We start from the raw sequence: 20,244 nt of genomic DNA, 5'->3' as shown, positions 1-20,244 counted from the left end.
GCCAGAATCGTCGCGGTCATCCCGTCCTCGCTTTCACTAGGGTGGAACCGATGACTCCGCGTGTGTATTCCCCCGTTGCCCCCCAGGGCGAGTACGCCGCGCCTGTCGCGGACGGCCCTGTCGATGCGGCGCTGACGATCCCCGGATCCAAGTCGCTCACGAACCGCGAGCTGATCCTCGCGGCCCTGGCCGAGGCGCCGAGCCGGCTGATCTCCCCCCTCCAGTCCGATGACTCGCGTCGTATGGTCGAGGGCCTGAAGGCGCTCGGCGTGGTGGTCGAGGAGGTCGAGGGCGAGAGCCCGTTCGGTCCCGACCTGCTGGTGCACCCGGCGACGCCGTTCACCGGCGGCGCGACGGTGGACTGCGGTCAGGCCGGCACCGTGATGCGCTTCCTGGCGCCGCTCGCGGGCCTCGCGCAGGGAGACGTGCTCGTCACGGCGCACGAGAGCGCGCTGCACCGCCCGATGGCCGAGATGATCCGCGCGATGCGCGATCTCGGCGTCGACATCGACGACGGCGGGCACTGGTCGCTGCCGTTCACGGTCAAGGGCCACGGACGCATCCGCGGCGGCGAGATCGCGATCGATGCCTCCGCCTCGAGCCAGTTCGTCTCGGGCCTCCTGCTGGCCGCGCCGCGGTTCGATGTGGGGCTGCACCTGCGCCACACGGGAGACCGCCTGCCGAGCATCCCGCACATCGACATGACGGTCGAGGCGCTGGCGCGGCGCGGTGTGCACGTCGAGCGCCCTGCCGCGGGCGAGTGGATCGTGCCGGCCAGCCCGCTGCGCGCCAAGGACATCGCGATCGAGCCCGACCTCTCCAATGCGGCGCCGTTCCTCGCCGCCGCGATGGTGACGGGCGGTTCGGTGACCATCGCCGGATGGCCCCCGCACTCGACCCAGCCGGGCGCTCAGCTCGCCGACATCCTGCAGCTGATGGGCGGCCGCGTGAGCCGCCGCGGCGGCGCGCTGACGGTGGCGGCCGGGCGCGGCATCCACGGCCTCGACCTCGATCTGTCCGCCGTCAGTGAGCTGACCCCGACGCTGGTGGGTCTCGCGGTCTTCGCGGATTCCCCGACGACATTCCACGGCATCGCGCACATCCGCGGCCATGAGACCGACCGCATCGCCGCGCTCGCCGAGAACGTCAAGGCGATCGGCGGCGAGGCCACCGAGCTGCCCGACGGCATCCGGATCATCCCGCCGGCGGTCACCGGCAAGGCGCTCACCGGCGGGGTGTGGGGCGCGTATCACGATCACCGCATGGCGACCACGGGCGCCCTCATCGGCCTGCGCGTGCCGGGCGTCGTCATCGACGACATCGGCACCACCGCGAAGACCCTCCCCCAGTTCACGCAGCTGTGGGATCAGATGCTGGGCCGGTGATCCGGATGACGGCGGTGCGCTCGTGAGCTGGCTCTCGGACGACGACGAGGACGACGACGACCTCGCCTTCGACGAGAGCGCCGTGCGGGTGCGCCCGAACCCCAAGGCGAACCGCCCGCGCACCAAGCGGCGTCCCGCGCACGATGACGCCACGATCGCGCGCGTGCTCGGGGTCGACCGCGGCCGCTACTCGCTGCTGGCCGGGGAGGACACCTCCGACGAGCGCGAGCTGACGGGCGTGCGCGCCCGCGAGCTGCGCAAGACGCCGATCGTCACGGGCGACCGCGCGCGCGTGGTGGGCGACACGTCCGGCGACGAGGGCACGCTCACACGCATCATCGGCATCGAGCCCCGCACGTCGCTGCTGCGCCGCAGCGCGGACGACACCGATCAGGTGGAGCGGGTCATCGTCGCCAACGCGACGCAGATGCTGCTGGTGGTCGCGGCGGCCGATCCGGAGCCGCGCCCGCGTCTCGTCGATCGCTATCTGATCGCCGCGCTCGATGCCGGAATCCGGCCGCTGATGGTCATCACCAAGACCGACCTCGCTGATCCGACCGAGTTCCTGGCCCACTTCGAGGGCCTCGACGACCTGCGCATCTTCACCAGCCGCAAGGGCGAGGCGCCGTCCGCCGCGATCGGAGAGGCGCTCGTCGGCCAGTCCACCGTCTTCGTGGGGCATTCGGGGGTGGGCAAGTCGACGCTCGTGAACAGCCTGGTGCCGTCCGCTCAGCGCGCGACCGGCCACGTCAACGAGGTCACCGGGCGCGGCCGTCACACCTCGTCCTCGACCGTCTCCTACCGCTACGAGTCGCCCGACAGCGGGCACGGCTGGGTCATCGACACCCCGGGCGTGCGATCGTTCGGTCTCGGCCATGTTGATCCGGCGAACATCCTGAAGGCGTACCACGACCTCGAACCGGTCGCGGAGAAGTGCCCCCGCGGATGCACCCACCTCGAGGACGCCCCCGACTGCGCACTCAACGAGGCCGTCGCCGCGGGCGAGCTCCCGGCCGCACGGGTCGACTCCCTGCAGCGCCTGCTCGCGACGTTCAAGGACCGCACCGACTACTGATCCGCGCCGCCGCCTAGGCTGGGACGATGACCACGCGCCTCGACCCCGGTACCGCCGCCCCCGATTTCACGCTGCAGGATCAGGATGGCACGCCCGTCTCGCTGGCCGACCTGCGCGGCCGCAAGGTGGTGCTCTACTTCTACCCCGCTGCGATGACGCCGGGATGCACGACGCAGGCGTGCGACTTCCGCGACAGCATCGCGTCGCTGGCCGGCGCGGGCTACACGGTGCTCGGCGTCTCGCGCGACGAGCCGTCCAAGCTCGCCGCGTTCCGGGAGCGCGACGGCCTCCCCTTCGAGCTGCTCAGCGACCCCGACGCGTCGGTTCACCGCGCCTACGGCGCGTGGGGCGAGAAGATGAACTACGGCAAGGTCGTCGAGGGCGTGATCCGCTCGACCTTCGTGATCGACGAGCAGGGCGCGATCGACAAGGCGCTGTACAACGTCAAGGCCACGGGGCACGTCGCCCGGCTGCGCCGCGAGCTCGGCATCGACTGACGCGGCCATGAAGAGGGGGGGGGGGGCCGGGGCGCCGCCCCCCCCCCGCCGAAGCAACCCCCACAGACAACACGGCGGGGGGCGCGGTGCCCGGGCCCGCCCCGGGGGGGGGGGGGGGGGGGGCGCCCCCCCCCCCCCCCCCCCCCCCTCTCGTCTGAAGCTCCGTCAGAGCTCGACGGTGCGGTTGTCGCCCACGTCCGGTTCGCTGTGGGTGACCATCGCCTTGACGATCTTGAATGCCGAGACGATCCCCGGCGCATCTGTCGCCCAGTACTCGGCGGATTCGGCCTCGACGCGCAGCAGCGCCAGAGCCGGATCGTCACGGCCGTCTGGGAACCAGGCCTCCACCGCGGGCGACCAGAGCTGGTCGACCCGCTCACGGTCATGCACGAGCTCGGCGGCGCCCGCGATCGAGAGCCAGCCGCCTCCGCCCTCGAACGCGACGTTCACCTGCGGGTGCGCTGCGATGTCGCGCACCTTCGGGCTGTCGTCTCGCACGAAGAACCACAGGTCCCCGTCGAACTCCACGTCCTGCGCCGCGAGCGGCCTGCTGTGCAGATCGCCATCGGGGCTGACGGTCGTGAGCACGCCCACTTTCGCGTCCTTCACGATCCGGCGGATCCGGGTCATGTCCTCGTCGTTCGCGTGCGGCAACGTCTCCATACGTCCTCCTCGGGTCGTGTCGTCGAGCCAGGCTACGAGAGCACGTGCGGACGCGGACAGGTGGTTGACAGCCGCTCAGTCCGGGCTCTGATGACGACGCAGCGCGACGATGGTGAGGTCGTCGTCGACGACGCCGCGCGACGCGGCCTCCATGATCGCGTCGACCGCGTCGCCGGCGCGCAGGTCCCAGGGGAGGTCCTGCCAGGCGCGCTCGAGCTCGCCGTCGAAGGCGTCGAGCACGCCGTCGCTGAAGATCAGCAGCATCTCGCCCGGGGCGATCCGGTCCGTGCCCGTCAGGCGCGGCTCATCCGGTGAGATCCCGAGCGGCAGGCCATTGGCCACGAGGCGTCGGGCGGCGCAGGTCGGCGAGAGGATCGCCGCGAGGCCGTGCCCGGCATCCGAGTAGGAGACCTCGCCGGTGGCGGCATCCACCCAGGAGCGGAAGCACGTCACGAACGCTCCGGCGTTCTCGAGATCGGTGGCCATGCTGCGGTCCGTCGCCGCCAACGTGGCCGCGACGTCCGTGTCGCCGCCGTGCGCGCGCAGCAGCGATCGGGTCGTCGCCGCGAGGATCGCGGCGCCCGCCCCCTTGCCCATGACGTCGGCCAGCGTGAGCACGACCCCGCCGGGCAGCCCCTCCCAGTCGTAGAAGTCGCCGCCGACCGTTCCGGCGGGACGGAAGCGGGCCGCGAGGTCCCAGCCCGGCAGATCCGGAACCACCCGCGGAAGAAGGCCCGCCTGCACGCGAGCGGCCCGGCGCAGCTCCTCCCGCTCGGCCGTGACATCGCGCATCACCGTGACGACGCCCGCGCCGGCGGTGTCGGGAAGCCGGCTGGTGGTGAACGACACGATCCGCTCCCCGCGGCCTACGGGGCGCACGAGCAGGTCGAGATCGCGGATCTCCTCCCCGGCGAGCGCACGACGGTAGGGCAGCTTCTCGGGCGGCACCGGCTCGCCGTCGAGCGTGCGGAACCTCACTCGGGTCTCCGCGCCGGGAACGGTCTCCCGCACCCCGGGCACATCCGTCCCGTCCAGGCCCAACAGCAGGCGGCTCGCCGCGGTGTTGCGCACCAGCAGTCCGCCCGTGCGATCGACGACGCGGATGCCGTGCTGCACGCTCTCGATGATCGTCTCCAGCCGCTGCGCCTCGGCCCGCGCCTCATCCCGCGCCGCGCGCAGCTCCGTGGAGAGGGAGGCGCGCGCGTCACGATCGAGAGCGAGGGCCAATCCGATGAGGCACATGAGGATCGTGTAGAGCTGGGCGATCGTCACCTCGATCACGGCCGATCCGGTGTACTGGAACGGACCGAGGCCCCAGGCCGTGATGCCGAGCACCACGCACGCGACCACGCCGGCGTGGAGCGAGGCGAGACCCGTGGGCAGGCGCGTACCCGCCCATACGGACAGCGCGACCAGGGGGAAGACGACCGCCAAGTCGCCGGCCGTCAAGAACCAGAGCACGTGCAGGAGCGGTGAGAGCAGCAGCACGAAGATCCACTCGCCCGGGCTCGAGCGCACCGCCCACCCGATCTCGGCGAACCGCCGTCGCGCGGTGCCCGCCCGGCGGCGTGCGAGGAAGCCCCCGAGCACGAGCCCCGCGGGAACGAGCACCATGATGCTGCCGGTGTTGCGGGCGATCCACATGGCCATGAGGTCCCAGCGCCAGCCTCCCCCGCTCGTCAGCGAGTCGATCTGAACCAGCGGCGACGACACCAGGGGCGCGGCGACCGCGGCGAGCGCGAACCACCACAGGTGCGGGCGTTCGAGTGGACGCGTGCCCCGCGAGAACCAGATGGTGGGGCAGGCGAGCCTCATCACACCCGCGAAGACCGCGGCCTGCACCGCGTTGGCGATGCCGCTCGCGACCGTTCCGACGGGCGATCCGCCCGAGAGCGCGACGACGAGCATCGTCAGGACGATGATCAGCGCGTAGGTCACCCACCGCCCGGGCGCCGCCGCTCGCACGAGCACCCACATCGCCGCCACTCCTGCCCCGGGCCAGACCATGCTGATGGTCGATCCCGGGACGAGCGCCAGCCGGCTGAGGAACGAGGTCGCAAGATACGCCACGGCGAACCCTGCCACGGTGAGCACGTCTCGAGTCACGGTGCGGGATCGCACCTCCGCACGGCTGCTCGCCGCCTCGTTTGCCGTCATCCCGGCTCCTCCCTCGGCGTCAGCCGTCAGCCCCCGAGCGCGGAGGAGGCAGATCCCCCGAAGAGCCTGTCGGCCCATCGCCCCGTTTGGCAAGGGGCTGACATCCTGGATACCGCTCTCCTAACGTAGCGACCGTGACGAGCCTTCCTGAACCGACACGGTCGACCGGTCGCGGACGCCTTCTCACCATCCGGATCCTCGCGGTGCTCACGCTTCTCAGCGGCACCGCCTACCTGGTCTGGCGGTGGGGGTGGTCGCTGAATCTCGCGCACTGGTGGATCGCGATCCCCCTGGTGATCGCCGAGACCTACGCGCTGATCGACGGCGCGCTGTTCGCCGTGACGATCTGGCGGCTCAAGGTGCGCGGCGCGGCGCCCGCTCCCCCGCGTGATGCGACTGTCGACGTGTTCATCACGACCTACAACGAGCCCATCGAGCTCGTCGCCGCGACGGCGCGCGCCGCGAAGGCCATCGACTGGCCGCACCTGACGTGGATCCTGGACGACGGCGCCCGGCCCGAGATGCGTGCGGTGGCCGACGAGCTGGGCGTCGGGTACATCACGCGCTCGGCCGACTGGGACGGAAAGACCCGTCACGCCAAGGCCGGCAATCTCAACAACGCTCTCTTCCAGACCAGCGGCGAGTTCCTGCTGATCCTGGACGCCGATCAGATCCCCGAGCCGCAGATCGTCTCGAAGATGCTCGGCTGGTTCGAGGATCCTCAGGTCGCGCTCGTGCAGTCGCCCCAGTGGTTCTCGAACGTGACCGACTCGGATCCGCTCGGCAGCCAGGCGCCGCTGTTCTACGGCCCCGTGCAGCAGGGGAAGGACGGCTGGAACGCCGCCTTCTTCTGCGGATCCAACGCCATGCTGCGACGCGAGGCGCTGATGCAGCTCGGCATCGCGGGCTACGTGCGCCAGACCGAGCGCTCGGCTCGCTCGGCGCTCACCGCCTCGCGGCGCGTGCTCGCCGATGCGGAACGGCAGCTCAGCCGCCAGGCGGGCGCGGAGACGGCGCGAGATGCGGTGCGCGGACTGCGCGCGGCGGTGGAGGGAGCGCTCGCCCGCATCGGCGCGGGCGACCCGGTGCAGTCGGTCACCTGGGACTTCCAGCGCAGCGTGGACGAGACGAGCCGGGCGCTCGTCTCGAACGATCTCGAGAGCATTCGGCGCGACCTCCGCGAGCTCGGCGCCCTTCCGGACGACGGCATGTCCTTCCTCGATGAGAGAGCGACGACGCGTCTCGCCGACCGGGAGTGGTCGCCGCTGACCGCGATCGAACGGGTCTCGGCGCTGATCCATGCGGTCAATGTCGACCGATCCGACGAGGCGCTCCCGGTCATGCCGGTCTCGTCGCTGTCGGTGACGGAGGACATGGAGACCTGCATGCTTCTGCACAGCCACGGCTGGAAGTCCGTCTACCATCACGAGATCCTCGCGACCGGCCTCGCGCCCGAGGACCTGGCGACGATGCTCACGCAGCGGCTGCGGTGGGCGCAGGGCACGATGCAGGTGCTGCTGCGGCTGAATCCGCTCACCAAGCGCGGGCTCAGCATCGGCCAGCGTCTCAGCTACTTCGCGACGATGTGGAGCTATCTGACCGGCTTCGCCGCGCTCGTCTTCCTCGCCGCCCCGATCCTCTACCTGACCCTGGGTGCCACCCCTGTCGAGGCCTGGGGGACGACGTTCCTGGCCTTCTTCCTCCCGTACTTCATCGTGAACCAGGCGCTGTTCGCGGTGGTCGGCTACGGGGTGAAGACCTGGCGCGGCCAGCAGTACACACTCGCCCTCTTCCCCATCTGGATCAAGGCGCTCACGACCGCCGCGGCGAACGTCTGGTTCGGGCGGCCGCTCGGCTTCGCGGTGACCGACAAATCCGGCGCTTCGGGGAGGCAGCGCTTCCCGGTGCGGCTGATCTGGCCGCAGTTGGCGTTTATGGGCGGCCTGCTGCTGTCGGTCGTGATCGGCATCATCCTGCTGCTGACCCCCGGTCTGGCGCCGCCGGTGGGCCCTCTGACGCCCATCGGAGTCGTGATCAACTCCGTCTGGGCGGTGTACGACGTCGTGGTGCTGAGTGTGATCGTACGTGCCGCCCTCTATCGTGGCCCAGAGGGCGGAAACCTGCCGAACGAGAAGGAGCGATGACATGGATATCGACGAGGCCGTCCGCCAGGACGCCACGGTGCTCGGGCTCTCGGGCCGTTTGAACCTGGTCAGCGCCGGGTCCCTCAAGAGCAGGATCGACGCGCTCGTGGCGGGGGGCACCAGCCGGCTGGTGATCGATCTGACCGCGGTCGACTTCATCGACTCGTCCGGTCTGGGCGCTCTCATCGGGGGCCTCAAGACCGCCCGTCAGGCGGGCGGCGACCTGCGGCTGGCGGCCGCGAGCGAGCAGGTGCTGGCCGTGCTGGGGCTGACGAACCTCGATCGCATTCTCACGCCCTACGCGACGGTGGACGAGGCCTGCCGTGAATGGTGAGAGCCGCTACGAGGTCGAGGGCCTCGCGGTGCCGGACGAGATCGCGCGCCTGCACGAGCTGCTCGAGCAGGCGGGGGCCGAGAATCCGGATATCAACCCCACGGATCTGATGCTGTTCGAGACCGCGGTGATCGAGATCGCGACGAACGTGGTCGAGCACGGGCGCCCCGAGGGCGAGGTGCGCTGGCGTTTCACCCTCGAGGTGGATGACCACGCTCTGCGCGCCGTGCTGCGCGACTCTGGTCAGGAGATGCCCATCGAACTCGCGCGCGAGATGCCGGACGAGGAGGCCGAGGGCGGCCGCGGCCTCGCCTTGGCGGGCGCCATCCTCGACGAGATCGCGCACGAGCGCACGGACGAGGGCAATCTCTGGCGCATGGTGCGCCGCCGCGGCTGAGAGCCGCTGCCGCACGCGTCACAGGCCCTCCCGGTGGGGTGGCCTGTGATGCTCAGGCGGACCGGCTCGTCACGCCTGGTCGCGCGTGATGGCGATCACGGTGACATCGTCGTGCGCGCGGGTCGACGACGCGCGCCGCATCGCCTCCTCGACCGCCCCACGCGGACCGTGCTGGCGCAGGGCCGCGGCGACATCGCCGAAGGGGTCGTCCGTGTCGAGCACGTCGAGCAGGCCGTCGCTGCAGCACACGAGCGCATCGCCGGGCCCGAGGTGCGCCGTCGCCTCCGTGCGACTCTCCCAGAAGCCCATTCCGAGCGGCAGCCCGGGCATCCTCAGCTGCTCCCACGATCCGTCGCGGCGGAAGAGGAAGGCGAGGCTGTGGCCGGAGTCGACGTACGTGACGGCGCCGCTGGCGGGGTCGAGCTCGGCGTGGAAGGCCGTGACGAACATGTCGAGGTCGCGCAGGTCGCGATCGAGAAGGCGATCGAGCTCTTCGATCGATGCGACGAGCGACCGTTCGGGCGCCGTCCGAAGCGCGGCCCGGGCGGTGGCGGCGACCAGGGCCGGCCCCGTGCCCTTGCCCATCACGTCGGCGAGGGTGACGCGCAGGCGCCCCTCGTGCAGGTACAGGTCGTAGAAGTCACCCGACAGCTCCCCTGCGGGTGTCGACTGCGCAGCGATCGTGTATCCGGGAATCGACGGGATCTCGTGGGGAGCGAACGCACGCTGCACCACGGCCGCGAGCGCGACCTCCACATCGCGGGTGATCTCCTTCTGCACCCATGCCGCGAGCTCCTCGAGCAGGGCCCGCTGCCGGTCTGACAGCGATCGCGGCTTGGTGTCGAGGATGCACAGCGTGCCGATGTTCTCGCCGCCGGGGGCCTGCAGCGGCTGACCCGCATAGAAGCGGATGCCAGGGTTGCCGGTCACGAAGGGGCTCGCCGCGAACTGCGGATCGACCTCGGCGTTCTCGACGACCAGGGTGCCCTGCTGGCGCACGGCCACATCGCAGAACGCGTTCGTCCGGGGCGCCTCACGGCGTCCGAACCCGACCTCGGACAGGCTCCAGAGGCGGTCACGATCCACGAGGTTGACGCTCACCATCGGAACGTCGAACAGCTCCTGGGCCAGACGGGTGATGCGCTCGACCCGCTCATCCCGCGGGCGATCGACCAGCTCCAGCGCGTCCAGCGCGCCCTGTCTCGCCGTCTCCTCGGCGGGCGTCGCGCTCACGTGGCATCGTTCTCGGGCGCGCAGACAGACATCGGATCATGCTATATCGGGTGACTCAGAATCCCCGGGCCGCGGCCCGTCTGCTGGGAGCGTGCGAGCGGTCAGGCGCTCGGCGTCCCGAGCTTGCGCAGGTCGGTGTCGTCGCGCAGGGACGACGCGTCGCCGCGTCCTGCCACTTCGAGGCGATGCCAGAGCCTCCAGAACAGGAGCGCGGCCAGCCCCGACGTCCCGCTCGCCAGCGCATGGCTCCCGAGGTAGGCGTTGTAATCCTGAATCAGGTCCGGAACGCTGGCGTCGACGCCGCGAGCCATCGGGATGCCCCACAGCAGCGCCCCGCAGACGAGCGTGAACGCCGTCAGGATCCCCACGAGGATCGCGAGCACCACCCGTCCCCGGAGCGGTCGGCCGGCGTAGCGGATGATCGCCCCTCGCCGGGTGAGCCACCATGCGGCCAGGCAGCCGCAGGTCAGGGCGACGGCATCAGCGCCCAGCGTGTCACTGAAACGGTGCCACTTGGCGGTCACCGTGTACGCGCCGATGCCGATCGCCCAGGTCATGACGACGAACAGCGTCACGCCTCGCCAGCGGTAGGGAACGACGATCAGCGCGGCGAAGAGCACCGTCATCGCGATGGTCGTATGACCGCTCGGGAAGCTGTTCTGCGTGTACTCGCCGACGACCTCGACGAGCTGCGGACGAGGTAGCACAAAGCGCTTCAGGCTCTGGGTGATCACCTGGCCGAGCACGATGATCCCCACCGCTGCCACGGCGAGGTCGAGGCGGCGCCTCAGCAGAGCGACAACCGCGACGAGAACGACCGCGATACCCAACGACCAGATCGTGATCTGCGCGAGCGTCTCGCTCGCCTGGGCGAGCTCGTCGGCGCGCACCTGGTCTGCACCGCGCAGCGCGGCGTTCTCGATCGCCTGACCGCGTTCGGTCCACACCGCGAGCAGGTAGGTCGCCGCGAGCACAACGGCGCTCAGCGCCATCGCGATCACCCACCGGCGGCTCGTCTGCAGGACGCCCGGGGCAGCTTCGGATCGCTCGTGAACGACATCGCCTCTCGTCATGGGGGGAACATAGCAGTGAGCCCGACCGCGCGAACGCAAGACCCCCGTCGGCTGCTCGTGACGAGCTGCCGGCGGGGGCCTTGGTGTTCACGATCGGTTTGCGAAGCTCACCGATCGATCGAGCGGATCAGAAGTCCCAGTCCTCGTCGTCGGTCGCCTCGTGCTTGCCGATGACGTACGACGAGCCCGAGCCCGAGAAGAAGTCGTGGTTCTCGTCGGAGTTCGGCGAGAGCGACGAGATGATCGTGGGGTTCACGTTGGTGACCGATGCCGGGAACATGGCCTCGTAGCCGAGGTTCATCAGCGCCTTGTTCGCGTTGTAGTGCAGGAACTTCTTGACGTCCTCGGTCAGGCCGACCTGGTCGTAGAGGTCCTGCGTGTACTGCACCTCGTTGTCGTAGAGCTCGTAGAGCAGCGAGAACGTGTAGTCCTTGATCTCGTCCTTGCGAGCCTGGTCGACCAGCTCGAGCCCCTTCTGGAACTTGTAGCCGATGTAGTACCCGTGCACGGCCTCGTCGCGGATGATGAGGCGGATCAGGTCGGCGGTGTTCGTCAGCTTGGCGCGCGACGACCAGTGCAGCGGCAGGTAGAAGCCCGAGTAGAAGAGGAAGCTCTCCAGCAGGGTGGAGGCCACCTTGCGCTTGAGCGGGTCGTCGCCACGGTAGTAGTCCATGACGATCTGAGCCTTCTTCTGCAGGTTCGGGTTCTCGACCGACCAGCGGAACGCCTCGTCGATCTCCTGCGTGGAGCACAGCGTCGAGAACACCGACGAGTAGCTCTTGGCGTGCACCGACTCCATAAACGCGATGTTGGTGTACACCGCCTCCTCGTGCGGGGTGAGCGCGTCGGGGATGAGCGAGACCGCACCCACCGTGCCCTGAATCGTGTCGAGCAGCGTCAGGCCCGTGAACACGCGCATCGTGAGCTGCTGCTCATCCGGGGTCAGCGTGTTCCACGACTGGATGTCGTTGGACAGCGGCACCTTCTCGGGCAGCCAGAAGTTGTTCACGAGGCGGTTCCACACCTCGACGTCCTTCTCGTCCTGGATCTTGTTCCAGTTGATCGCCTGGACACGGTCCAGGAGCTTGACTGCTTCGGTCATCTCTCGTTCTCTCTCGGGAGGATGGTCAGAGCGTGCAGGAGACGCACTGGTCGATGTCGGTGCCCTCGAGGGCCATCTGGCGCAGGCGGATGTAGTAGATCGTCTTGATCCCCTTCTTCCACGCGTAGATCTGCGCCTTGTTGATGTCGCGGGTCGTGGCCGTGTCCTTGAAGAACAGGGTCAGCGAAAGGCCCTGGTCGACGTGCTGCGTGGCCGCGGCGTAGGTGTCGATGACCTTCTCGTAGCCGATCTCGTAGGCGTCCTGGTAGTACTCCAGGTTGTCGTTCGTCATGAACGGCGCCGGGTAGTACACACGACCCAGCTTGCCTTCCTTGCGGATCTCGATCTTCGACGCGATCGGGTGGATCGACGAGGTCGAGTTGTTGATGTACGAGATCGAACCGGTCGGGGGAACGGCCTGCAGGTTCTGGTTGTAGATGCCGTGCTTCTGGATCGAGGCCTTGAGCTCGCGCCAGTCGTCCTGCGTCGGGATGTGGTGGCCCTCGAACATCGAGGCCACCTTCGCCGTCTGCGGCTTCCACTCCTGCTCGGTGTACTTGTCGAAGAACTCGCCCGAGGCGTACTTCGAGTCCCAGAAGCCCTCGAACACCGAACCGCGCTCGATGGAGAGCTGGTTCGAGGCGCGCAGCGCGTGGAAGAGCACCGTGTAGAAGTAGATGTTCGTGAAGTCGATGCCCTCCTCCGAACCGTAGAAGACGCGCTCGCGAGCGAGGTAGCCGTGCAGGTTCATCTGGCCGAGGCCGATGGCGTGCGACTTGTCGTTGCCGTCCTCGATCGAGCGCACCGAGCGGATGTGGCTCTGGTCGCTGACCGCCGTGAGGGCGCGGATCGAGGTCTCCACGGTCTGACCGAGGTTCGGCGAGTCCATCGCGAGCGCGATGTTCAGCGAGCCCAGGTTGCAGGAGATGTCCTTGCCGATCTGGTCGTACGAGAGGTCCTCGTTGAGTGTCGTCGGCGTGTTCACCTGCAGGATCTCGCTGCAGAGGTTCGACATGTTGATGCGGCCCTTGATCGGGTTCGCCCGGTTCACCGTGTCCTCGAACATGATGTACGGGTAGCCCGACTCGAACTGGATCTCCGCGAGGGTCTGGAAGAACTTGCGCGCGTTGATCTTCGTCTTCTTGATGCGCGGGTCGTCGACCATCTCGCGGTACTTCTCGGTGACCGAGATGTCGCCGAAGGGCACGCCGTAGACGCGCTCGACGTCGTACGGCGAGAAGAGGTACATGTCCTCGTCGTTCTTCGCGAGCTCGAACGTGATGTCGGGCACGACGACGCCGAGGGACAGCGTCTTGATGCGGATCTTCTCGTCGGCGTTCTCGCGCTTGGTGTCGAGGAACTTCATGATGTCGGGGTGGTGCGCCGAGAGGTACACCGCACCCGCGCCCTGGCGTGCGCCGAGCTGGTTCGCGTAGCTGAAGCTGTCTTCGAGCAGCTTCATGACGGGGATGATGCCGCTGGACTGGTTCTCGATCTGCTTGATCGGGGCGCCGGCCTCGCGGATGTTCGAGAGCAGCAGCGCCACGCCGCCGCCGCGCTTCGAGAGCTGCAGCGACGAGTTGATGCCGCGCGAGATCGACTCCATGTTGTCCTCGATACGCAGCAGGAAGCAGCTGACGAGCTCGCCGCGCTGCGCCTTGCCGGCGTTGAGGAACGTGGGGGTGGCGGGCTGGAAGCGGCCCGAGATGATCTCGTCGACGAGGTTCCAGGCGAGCTCCTGGTCGCCGCCCGCGAGCGCGAGGGCGGTCATCACGACGCGGTCCTCGAAGCGCTCGAGGTAGCGCTTGCCGTCGAAGGTCTTGAGCGTGTAGCTCGTGTAGTACTTGAACGCGCCGAGGAAGGTCTCGAAGCGGAACTTCTTGCCGTAGGCGAAGTCGTTCAGGCGCTCGATGAACTCGAAGGGGTACGCCTCGATGACGGCGCCCTCGTAGTACTCCTTCTCGACCAGGTAGTCGAGCCGCTCGCGCAGCGAGTGGAAGAACACCGTGTTCTGGTTCACGTGCTGCAGGAAGTACTCCCGCGCCGCGCGCTTGTCCGCGTCGAACTGGATCTGTCCGTTCTCGTCGTACAGATTCAGCATCGCGTTGAGGGCGTGATAGTCCATGCCCTCGAACTTCGCGTTGTGCTTGAAGTCGATATCCGTGGTCAGAGCTGCTGCTTCCACCATCGTTCCAATCCGTCGCTGACGCGCTCCACGTCGTCGGGTGTTCCAAAGAGTTCCAGCTTGTACAGGTGCGGCACATGGCACTTGCTGCTGATGATGTCGCCGGCGATGCAGAATCCATCGCCGAAGTTGGTATTGCCTGCGGAGATCACTCCGCGGATCAGGCCCCGGTTGTGCTCGTCGTTGAGGAACCGGATGACCTGCTTCGGAACCGCTCCATTGCCGTCTCCCCCTCCGTATGTGGGGGTGACCAGCACGTAGGGCTCGTCGATCGCGAGAGGCTCGTCCGCTCGATGGAGGGGGATCCGCACCGCGCGCATCCCGAGCTTCTCGATGAAACGCGCCGTGTTGCCGGACACGCTCGAGAAGTACACGAGAAGCGGCACTTCAGTGGCCACAGCCGCGGTCATCTCTGCTCCTGGCGAGACGGACCCCGCCGCTCAGGCGAGGCGCGAAGCGAGCTCGTCGATCATGTCGGGACGGAAGCCCGACCAGTGGTCCTCGTCGGTCACGACGACCGGCGCCTGCATGTAGCCGAGGGCCTTGACCTGCTCGAGGGCGGCCTCGTCCTGCGAGAGGTCGACGACGTCGTACTCGATGCCCTTGGCGTCGAGAGCGCGGTAGGTCGCGTTGCACTGGACGCAGGAGGGCTTGGTGTAGACGGTGATCGCCATGAAGCTTCTTCCTCTTCAAATCTGTGTGATCCCAGGCGCAACCCGCCGGGAGCTCAATACTACATATGGGGATGGACCTTCGGGGGCACCACTAGGGCTAGTAGTTACATCAGTGTGATTTTCCACAGCTTTCCACCGCCTCTCCCCCGTTCCATCCACGGATCCGTCCACAGCCGGACGCCGATCCGGAGGGCCCGACCCGGCCGAGAATCCGCGGTTCGCGACACCCGGCGCAACGATCTCTCCACAGGTACAACGCTAGGGAGGGCCTCCGACATTTCCCCGCCTGTGGATGTGGAGCAACCTCCCACCTCGGCGTGTCGCGCCCGGCTCGTTCCGAGCCTCGCCGCAGCGCCGCCGGATAGCCTCAGAGGATGGCCACTTTCCGCGAGCTGGCGCGCACGCCCGGCGTCGCCCGCATCATCGCCGCGCAGCTGACGGCGCGCTTCCCGTCCGGCATGATCAGCCTCGGCGTGCTCATCCACGTCGAGCACATGACGCACTCCTATGGCGCCGCGGGCACGGTGCTCGCCGCGATGTCGATCGGCCAGGCCATCGCCGGACCGATCACCAGCCGCTGGATGGGCCGCTGGGGCATGCGCCCGGTGCTCTCCGCCCTCACGCTGCTCTATGCGGCCGCTATCACGGTGATCGCACTGACGCCGCTGCCGGTGCCCGTGCTGGTCGCTCTCGGCCTGCTCGCCGGCCTGTCCACCCCACCCGTGCAGTCGGCGGTGCGCACCATCTATCCCAAGCTGGTCAACTCCCGTCAGCTGGGCGCCCTCTACTCCCTCGATGCGTCGCTGCAGGAGCTCATCTGGGTGGCGGCGCCGGTGCTCGTCACCTTCCTCGCGCTGCAGGTCTCCTCGGTGCTGGCTCTGCTGGTCGTCGCGGCGGTGGCCCTGGCTGGCGGCGCGTGGTTCATCCTGTCCCCCGAGGTCGGGCGCGTCCGCATCCCCCGCAGCCGGTCGAGCTTCGGGAAGGTGCTGCGAAAGCCCACCGTGCTGCTCACGACCGGACTGGGCGTGCTCTTCATCGGCTCGACCGCCGCCGTCGAGGCCGGCATCGTCGCGACCTTCGGCGAGGGAGGTGTCGAGTCGGGTCTCGTGCTCGCCGCGTACGCGCTCGGCAGCCTCACGGGCGGCCTCGGCTCGGGCGGCATCCCGATGAGCCCCTGGTCCGTCGCCCGCCGCCTCGGGATCGTTGTGCTCGGCAGCGCCCTCACCCTCGTGATGGTGGCCAATCCGTTCTGGCTGGCGCTGGCGCTGTTCATCGCCGGCCTCGGCTTCGCGCCCGCCCTGGCGGTCATGCTCGCCGGCACCTCCGCGAGCGTCAAGTTCAGCGAGACCGCGGAGGCCTACGGCTGGATCAACACCGGCCAGCTCATCGGCGCGGCCCTCGGATCCATGGCCGCCGGCTTCGCGATTGACGGCGGCGGCCCGGTGGGGGCCTACCTCGTCAGCATCGCGATGATCGCGGGCGCCGCGATCATCGCGGCCGTCTTCCATCGGGGCTTCCCGGACCTGCGTCATCGCGACGCCTCGCCCATCCCCGACACGGAGCAGCTCCCGATCATCACCTGACCGGATTCCGCGCACAATCGACGGTCACGGCACGATCCTCGTCCCTAGGCTGACCTCTATGACCGTTGTGCCCGCTCCCGTCTCGCTGCCCCGGATGCACTGGGGCGATCCGTCGTCCGACCGTCACGCGCTCCTTGTGCACGGACTGGGCTCCTCCGGCGCCCTGATGTGGCGCTTCGGGGTGGCTCTCGCCGACGCCGGATGGTGCGCCACCGCCGTCGACCTGCGCGGTCACGGCGACGCTCCCCGCGCGCTCGACTACCGGGTGGCGGCCTACGCCGCCGATGTGGCGCAGGTGCGCCCGCCCGCAGGCGGAGCCTGGGATCTCGTGGTCGGCCACTCTCTCGGCGGAGCCGCGACCACGTCGGCCTCCGCCGACCACCCCGACTGGACGCGGCGAATCGTGCTCGTCGACCCCGCGATCGTGGTAGACGCGCACGACTCGCAGGTCGTGCGGCGCAGTCAGGAGCGCGCCTTCGCCGACAACCGGATCGAGGCCGTGCGCGAGGAGCACCCGCACTGGCACCCGCACGACCTCGAGCTGAAGGTGGACGCGGTGCGCCGCGCCAGCCGCTGGGCCGTCGAGCAGACCAGCAGCCAGAACGCGGTCTGGGACGTCCGCGCGCAGGCGTCGCGCGTCACCGTGCCCACGCATGTCCTCGGCGCCGATCCCGAGGTCTACAGCCTGTTCACCGGCGAGCTCGCCGATGAGGTCGTCGGCGGGAACACGGCCTTCTCGATGTCGATCGTCCCGGGCGCCGGCCACTCCCCGCACCGGGACAAGCCCGAACAGACCGTCCGCCAGTTCCTGGAGGTGATCGCGTGACCTTCGATCCCGCATCCGTGCTCCCGGCCGAGCTCCTCACGCGGATCCGCTCCCGCGCCGTCGAGGTCGACGCCCGCAACGTGTTCCCGGAGGCCGACCTCGCCGACCTCCGGGAGGTCGGATACCTCGGCGCGCTCGTGCCCGTCGACCGCGGAGGCCTCGGCCTCTCGCTCGCCGACGTCTCGCTGCTGCAGCAGCGGCTGGCCGAGGCGGCCCCCGCCACGGCTCTCGCGGTCAACATGCATCTCGTCTGGACGGGCGTGGCGAAGGTGCTGCAGGATCGCGGCATCGACGACCTGCGCTTCGTGCAGGAGGAGGCGGCCGTCGGCGAGGTGTTCGCGTTCGGGATCAGCGAGGCCGGCAATGACCTCGTGCTGTTCGGCAGCGACACGCAGGCCGCGCCCCAGGCCGACGGCTCCTACGCCTTCACCGGCACGAAGATCTTCACGTCCCTCGGCCCCGTCTGGACGCGGCTCGGCCTTCACGGGCTCGACACCACGTCACCGGATGCGCCGCAGATGGTCTATGCCTTCATCGAGCGCGACGACCGCGTCATCACCCGCGACGACTGGGACACACTCGGCATGAGAGGAACCCAGAGCCGCACCACCGAGCTGCACGGGGCGGTCGCGCCCGCTGCGCGCGTCGTGCGCCGGGTCGCGCCCGGACCGAACCCGGATCCGATCGTCTTCGGCATCTTCAGCGTGTTCGAGGTGCTGCTGGCCTCCGTCTACACGGGCATCGCTCGCCGAGCCCTCGACCTCGCGGTCGCGACGGCTCAGCGGCGCACGTCGAAGAAGACCGGCAAGGCGTACAGCCAGGATCCGGACATCCGTTGGCGCATCGCCGAGATGGCGCTCGCCTACGACGCGCTCCCCCCGCAGCTCGCCGCCCTCTGCCGCGACATCGACGAACGAGCCGACCACGGAGCGCGATGGTTCTCGCTGCTCTCCGGCATCAAGCATCGCGCCACCGCGATGGCCAAGCGGGTCGTCGATGAGGCGATGCTGGTGGCCGGCGGATCGTCGTACTTCGCCGCGAACGAGCTCTCGCGCCTCTATCGAGATGTCCTCGCCGGGGCCTTCCACCCGTCGGATCCGGAGTCCGCGCACGCGACCGTCGCGTCCGCATGGCTCGGACCCCTCGACGCCTAGCTAGCGTCCGTCGAAGTCGAACGCCTTCAGCAGCTCGGTCACCGCCTGCTCGCGGTCGTCGCCGCCCGACTCGAACATGTGCGTGACGTGCGTGCGCAGGTGGTTCTCGAGCAGCAGTCGGTTGAGCGACTCGAGCGAGCGCTGGATCGCGCGCGACTGCGTGATGATGTCCATGCAGTAGTCCTCGTTCTCGATCATCCGGCCGAGCCCGCGCAGCTGCCCCTCCAGGATCTTCGTGCGGTGGAGAGCCCGCTTCTGGATGTCTTCGATCACAGGGCGAGGATACCCCCGCCCGGTATGCATCAGCCGAACAGTGCGTGCGCGACGGTGAAGATCGCGAGTCCGGCCAGGGCGCCGACGACGGTGCCGTTGAGACGGATGTACTGCAGGTCGCGCCCGACCATCAGCTCGATCTTCTCCGTCGTCTCCTGCGGGTCCCAGCGCTCGACGGTGTCGGTGATGAGCGACGCGATGTCGTGGCGATAGCGATCGACGAGGAAGACGGCGGCGTCGGTCACGAAGGCGTCCACGCGAGCGCGCAGCGCCTCCTCATCCTCGAGCCGGCCGCCGATCTCCGCAAGCGCGTCGCGGATCCGGCCTCGCAGCCCGCTGTCGGGCTTCTCGAGCTCGCGGAGCAGACCCTGCTTCGCTGCTCCCCACGCCTCCGCGGCGAGCCGGCGCACACCCGGGCTGTCGAACAGCGTCGCCTTCGCCTGCTCGAGCTTGCCGCGGGTGACCTCATCGTGCTGCAGGTTCTCGGCCAGCCGCGAGAGGTAGCCGTCGATCGCCTTCCGGGCCGGGTGCTCCGGATCGGCGCGCACCGCCTGCACCAGCGTCACGGCCTCGTTGTACACGGTGTGGTCGACGAGGCGCTGCGCGACGGAAGGCACCCAGGAGGGCAGACGCCTCGACACGAGGCCCGCGAAGGAGTCGGGGTTCGCGGCGAGCCAGGCGGAGACGCTGTCCGCCGCCAGGTCGACGGCTCCGTGGTGGGCGCCCGTCTCGATCACCCGCTCCAGCCACGTGCCCAGCGGATCGCCCCACCCGGGCTCGATGAGATGCTGCCGGGCGAGCGACTCGATCACGTCCTGCACGTCGTCATCGCTCAGCGCGCGCAGCACACCCTGAGCCATCGCCGCCGCCTCGGTGGCCACCCGCTCGGCATGTTCCGGCTGGCGCAGCCACGAGCCCAGACGCGCGGCCATCGGGGTCGAGGCCAGCTTCGCGCGCACGACACCCCCCTCGAGGAAGTTCGTCTCCACGAACTCCCCCAGGTTGCGTCCGATCTCGTCCTTGCGGTTGGGGATGATCGCGGTGTGCGGGATCGGAAGGCCGAGCGGACGCCGGAACAGCGCCGTGACCGCGAACCAGTCGGCGAGGGCGCCGACCATCCCGCCCTCGCCGGCGGCACGCACGTACGCGAACGCGTCGATGTCGTTCTGCAGCACAAAACCCGTCACGAACACGAGCGCCATGAAGACGAGGGCTCCGAGAGCCACGGCCTTCATTCTGCGCAGCGCCCGCAGACGGCTCTGATCGGCGGGCGACAGCAGCTCGAGCGGGGTCCCCATGCCAGCCATCCTCGCATGCCCCCGGAAATGCGAAAAGGCCACCCAGCATTGGGTGGCCTTTTCGTAAAAGAAGTCCGGCGGTGTCCTACTCTCCCACAGGGTCCCCCCTGCAGTACCATCGGCGCTGAGAGGCTTAGCTTCCGGGTTCGGAATGTGACCGGGCGTTTCCCTCTCGCTATGACCGCCGAAAC

The 20,244-nt window shown here is 69.0% G+C and carries 19 protein-coding genes and 1 rRNA gene; 9 read left to right on the top strand and 11 right to left on the bottom strand.

The genetic code is table 11. From position 1 onward, the window contains the following. The first annotated feature begins 50 nt into the window (after nucleotides 1–50). The 3 genes from aroA to bcp are packed head-to-tail and all read left to right on the top strand — an operon-like array spanning nucleotide 51 to nucleotide 2,957. Nucleotides 51–1,385 carry a 3-phosphoshikimate 1-carboxyvinyltransferase gene (gene aroA, locus J5V96_RS15115; protein ID WP_208504901.1) on the top strand — a complete coding sequence of 445 codons (1,335 nt, stop codon included), beginning with the start codon at nucleotides 51–53 and terminating at the stop codon, nucleotides 1,383–1,385. 22 nt (nucleotides 1,386–1,407) lie between these two features. After that, entirely contained in the window at nucleotides 1,408–2,460 is a 1,053-nt protein-coding gene (gene rsgA / locus J5V96_RS15110; protein WP_208504899.1) for a ribosome small subunit-dependent GTPase A, read from the top strand. 26 nt (nucleotides 2,461–2,486) lie between these two features. Next, nucleotides 2,487–2,957: a thioredoxin-dependent thiol peroxidase gene (bcp, locus tag J5V96_RS15105; RefSeq protein ID WP_208504897.1), complete on the top strand. Its 471-nt coding sequence runs from the start codon at nucleotides 2,487–2,489 to the stop codon at nucleotides 2,955–2,957. Nucleotides 2,958–3,122: 165 nt separating this feature from the next. Here bcp and J5V96_RS15100 read toward each other — a convergent pair whose 3' ends face one another. Continuing rightward, nucleotides 3,123–3,620: a pyridoxamine 5'-phosphate oxidase family protein gene (locus J5V96_RS15100; protein ID WP_208504895.1), complete on the bottom strand. Its 498-nt coding sequence runs from the start codon at nucleotides 3,618–3,620 to the stop codon at nucleotides 3,123–3,125. A gap of 75 nt (nucleotides 3,621–3,695) precedes the next feature. Then, complete coding sequence (locus J5V96_RS15095) at nucleotides 3,696–5,777, bottom strand: SpoIIE family protein phosphatase (protein WP_208504893.1); 2,082 nt, start codon at nucleotides 5,775–5,777, stop codon at nucleotides 3,696–3,698. A 134-nt stretch (nucleotides 5,778–5,911) separates the two neighbouring features. On the opposite strand from J5V96_RS15095, the gene J5V96_RS15090 reads away from it, so the two are divergent. The 3 genes from J5V96_RS15090 to J5V96_RS15080 are packed head-to-tail and all read left to right on the top strand — an operon-like array spanning nucleotide 5,912 to nucleotide 8,652. Beyond that, complete coding sequence (locus J5V96_RS15090) at nucleotides 5,912–7,921, top strand: glycosyltransferase (protein WP_307793687.1); 2,010 nt, start codon at nucleotides 5,912–5,914, stop codon at nucleotides 7,919–7,921. 1 nt (nucleotide 7,922) lies between these two features. Beyond that, nucleotides 7,923–8,255 carry an STAS domain-containing protein gene (locus J5V96_RS15085; protein ID WP_208504891.1) on the top strand — a complete coding sequence of 111 codons (333 nt, stop codon included), beginning with the start codon at nucleotides 7,923–7,925 and terminating at the stop codon, nucleotides 8,253–8,255. Then, nucleotides 8,245–8,652, top strand: coding sequence for an ATP-binding protein (locus J5V96_RS15080; RefSeq protein ID WP_208504888.1), 408 nt, complete (start codon nucleotides 8,245–8,247; stop codon nucleotides 8,650–8,652). Before J5V96_RS15085 ends, J5V96_RS15080 begins: the two co-directional genes overlap by 11 nt. Nucleotides 8,653–8,721: 69 nt before the next feature. On the opposite strand, the gene J5V96_RS15075 is transcribed toward J5V96_RS15080, so the two are convergent. The 6 genes from J5V96_RS15075 to nrdH all read right to left on the bottom strand — a co-directional run bounded on the left by J5V96_RS15075 (nucleotide 8,722) and on the right by nrdH (nucleotide 14,919). Continuing rightward, nucleotides 8,722–9,885: a PP2C family protein-serine/threonine phosphatase gene (locus tag J5V96_RS15075; protein WP_208504886.1), complete on the bottom strand. Its 1,164-nt coding sequence runs from the start codon at nucleotides 9,883–9,885 to the stop codon at nucleotides 8,722–8,724. 101 nt (nucleotides 9,886–9,986) lie between these two features. After that, nucleotides 9,987–10,958: a phosphatase PAP2 family protein gene (locus tag J5V96_RS15070; protein ID WP_208504885.1), complete on the bottom strand. Its 972-nt coding sequence runs from the start codon at nucleotides 10,956–10,958 to the stop codon at nucleotides 9,987–9,989. A gap of 127 nt (nucleotides 10,959–11,085) precedes the next feature. Next, nucleotides 11,086–12,060 carry a class 1b ribonucleoside-diphosphate reductase subunit beta gene (nrdF, locus tag J5V96_RS15065; RefSeq protein ID WP_208504882.1) on the bottom strand — a complete coding sequence of 325 codons (975 nt, stop codon included), beginning with the start codon at nucleotides 12,058–12,060 and terminating at the stop codon, nucleotides 11,086–11,088. 25 nt (nucleotides 12,061–12,085) lie between these two features. Then, nucleotides 12,086–14,248 carry a class 1b ribonucleoside-diphosphate reductase subunit alpha gene (gene nrdE, locus J5V96_RS15060; protein WP_208504880.1) on the bottom strand — a complete coding sequence of 721 codons (2,163 nt, stop codon included), beginning with the start codon at nucleotides 14,246–14,248 and terminating at the stop codon, nucleotides 12,086–12,088. Further along, on the bottom strand, nucleotides 14,227–14,655 hold the full coding sequence (nrdI, locus tag J5V96_RS15055; protein WP_208504878.1) for a class Ib ribonucleoside-diphosphate reductase assembly flavoprotein NrdI: 429 nt from the start codon (nucleotides 14,653–14,655) through the stop codon (nucleotides 14,227–14,229). The genes nrdE and nrdI overlap by 22 nt, the downstream gene beginning before the upstream one ends. Nucleotides 14,656–14,685: 30 nt before the next feature. Further along, nucleotides 14,686–14,919: a glutaredoxin-like protein NrdH gene (nrdH, locus tag J5V96_RS15050; RefSeq protein ID WP_208504876.1), complete on the bottom strand. Its 234-nt coding sequence runs from the start codon at nucleotides 14,917–14,919 to the stop codon at nucleotides 14,686–14,688. Between the two features lie 374 nt (nucleotides 14,920–15,293). On the opposite strand from nrdH, the gene J5V96_RS15045 reads away from it, so the two are divergent. From J5V96_RS15045 to J5V96_RS15035, 3 genes are read left to right on the top strand one after another with little or no spacing between them, the layout of a single operon-like run. Continuing rightward, entirely contained in the window at nucleotides 15,294–16,502 is a 1,209-nt protein-coding gene (locus tag J5V96_RS15045; RefSeq protein WP_208504874.1) for an MFS transporter, read from the top strand. A 58-nt stretch (nucleotides 16,503–16,560) separates the two neighbouring features. Continuing rightward, on the top strand, nucleotides 16,561–17,328 hold the full coding sequence (locus J5V96_RS15040) for an alpha/beta fold hydrolase (RefSeq protein ID WP_236014922.1): 768 nt from the start codon (nucleotides 16,561–16,563) through the stop codon (nucleotides 17,326–17,328). Continuing rightward, a complete protein-coding gene (locus J5V96_RS15035) occupies nucleotides 17,325–18,482 on the top strand; it encodes an acyl-CoA dehydrogenase family protein (protein ID WP_208504871.1) in 1,158 nt (385 codons plus the stop codon). Before J5V96_RS15040 ends, J5V96_RS15035 begins: the two co-directional genes overlap by 4 nt. Here J5V96_RS15035 and J5V96_RS15030 read toward each other — a convergent pair whose 3' ends face one another. From J5V96_RS15030 to rrf, 3 genes are all read right to left on the bottom strand, one after another. Continuing rightward, nucleotides 18,483–18,755 (bottom strand): metal-sensitive transcriptional regulator, encoded by a 273-nt coding sequence (locus tag J5V96_RS15030; RefSeq protein WP_208504869.1) that lies wholly within the window; start codon nucleotides 18,753–18,755, stop codon nucleotides 18,483–18,485. 29 nt (nucleotides 18,756–18,784) lie between these two features. Then, nucleotides 18,785–20,053: a DUF445 domain-containing protein gene (locus J5V96_RS15025; RefSeq protein ID WP_372439950.1), complete on the bottom strand. Its 1,269-nt coding sequence runs from the start codon at nucleotides 20,051–20,053 to the stop codon at nucleotides 18,785–18,787. A 72-nt stretch (nucleotides 20,054–20,125) separates the two neighbouring features. Then, a 5S ribosomal RNA gene (gene rrf / locus J5V96_RS15020) occupies nucleotides 20,126–20,242 on the bottom strand. Between the last annotated feature and the right edge of the window lie 2 nt (nucleotides 20,243–20,244).

The organism is Microbacterium stercoris, assembly GCF_017592545.1.
Lineage (GTDB): Bacteria > Actinomycetota > Actinomycetes > Actinomycetales > Microbacteriaceae > Microbacterium > Microbacterium stercoris.
The sequence above is the reverse complement of the archived record's forward strand: the minus strand, read 5'-3'. Positions and strand labels throughout refer to the sequence as shown.

Excerpts from the sequence above, each read along its gene's own strand:
- aroA (WP_208504901.1), top strand. The coding sequence starts at position 51 with ATGACTCCGCGTGTGTATTCCCCCGTTGCCCCCCAGGGCGAGTACGCC.
- bcp (WP_208504897.1), top strand. The coding sequence starts at position 2,487 with ATGACCACGCGCCTCGACCCCGGTACCGCCGCCCCCGATTTCACGCTG.
- J5V96_RS15100 (WP_208504895.1), bottom strand. The coding sequence starts at position 3,620 with ATGGAGACGTTGCCGCACGCGAACGACGAGGACATGACCCGGATCCGC.
- J5V96_RS15095 (WP_208504893.1), bottom strand. The coding sequence starts at position 5,777 with ATGACGGCAAACGAGGCGGCGAGCAGCCGTGCGGAGGTGCGATCCCGC.
- J5V96_RS15085 (WP_208504891.1), top strand. The coding sequence starts at position 7,923 with ATGGATATCGACGAGGCCGTCCGCCAGGACGCCACGGTGCTCGGGCTC.
- J5V96_RS15070 (WP_208504885.1), bottom strand. The coding sequence starts at position 10,958 with ATGACGAGAGGCGATGTCGTTCACGAGCGATCCGAAGCTGCCCCGGGC.
- nrdF (WP_208504882.1), bottom strand. The coding sequence starts at position 12,060 with ATGACCGAAGCAGTCAAGCTCCTGGACCGTGTCCAGGCGATCAACTGG.
- nrdE (WP_208504880.1), bottom strand. The coding sequence starts at position 14,248 with ATGGTGGAAGCAGCAGCTCTGACCACGGATATCGACTTCAAGCACAAC.
- nrdI (WP_208504878.1), bottom strand. The coding sequence starts at position 14,655 with ATGACCGCGGCTGTGGCCACTGAAGTGCCGCTTCTCGTGTACTTCTCG.
- nrdH (WP_208504876.1), bottom strand. The coding sequence starts at position 14,919 with ATGGCGATCACCGTCTACACCAAGCCCTCCTGCGTCCAGTGCAACGCG.
- J5V96_RS15045 (WP_208504874.1), top strand. The coding sequence starts at position 15,294 with ATGGCCACTTTCCGCGAGCTGGCGCGCACGCCCGGCGTCGCCCGCATC.
- J5V96_RS15040 (WP_236014922.1), top strand. The coding sequence starts at position 16,561 with ATGACCGTTGTGCCCGCTCCCGTCTCGCTGCCCCGGATGCACTGGGGC.
- J5V96_RS15025 (WP_372439950.1), bottom strand. The coding sequence starts at position 20,053 with ATGGGGACCCCGCTCGAGCTGCTGTCGCCCGCCGATCAGAGCCGTCTG.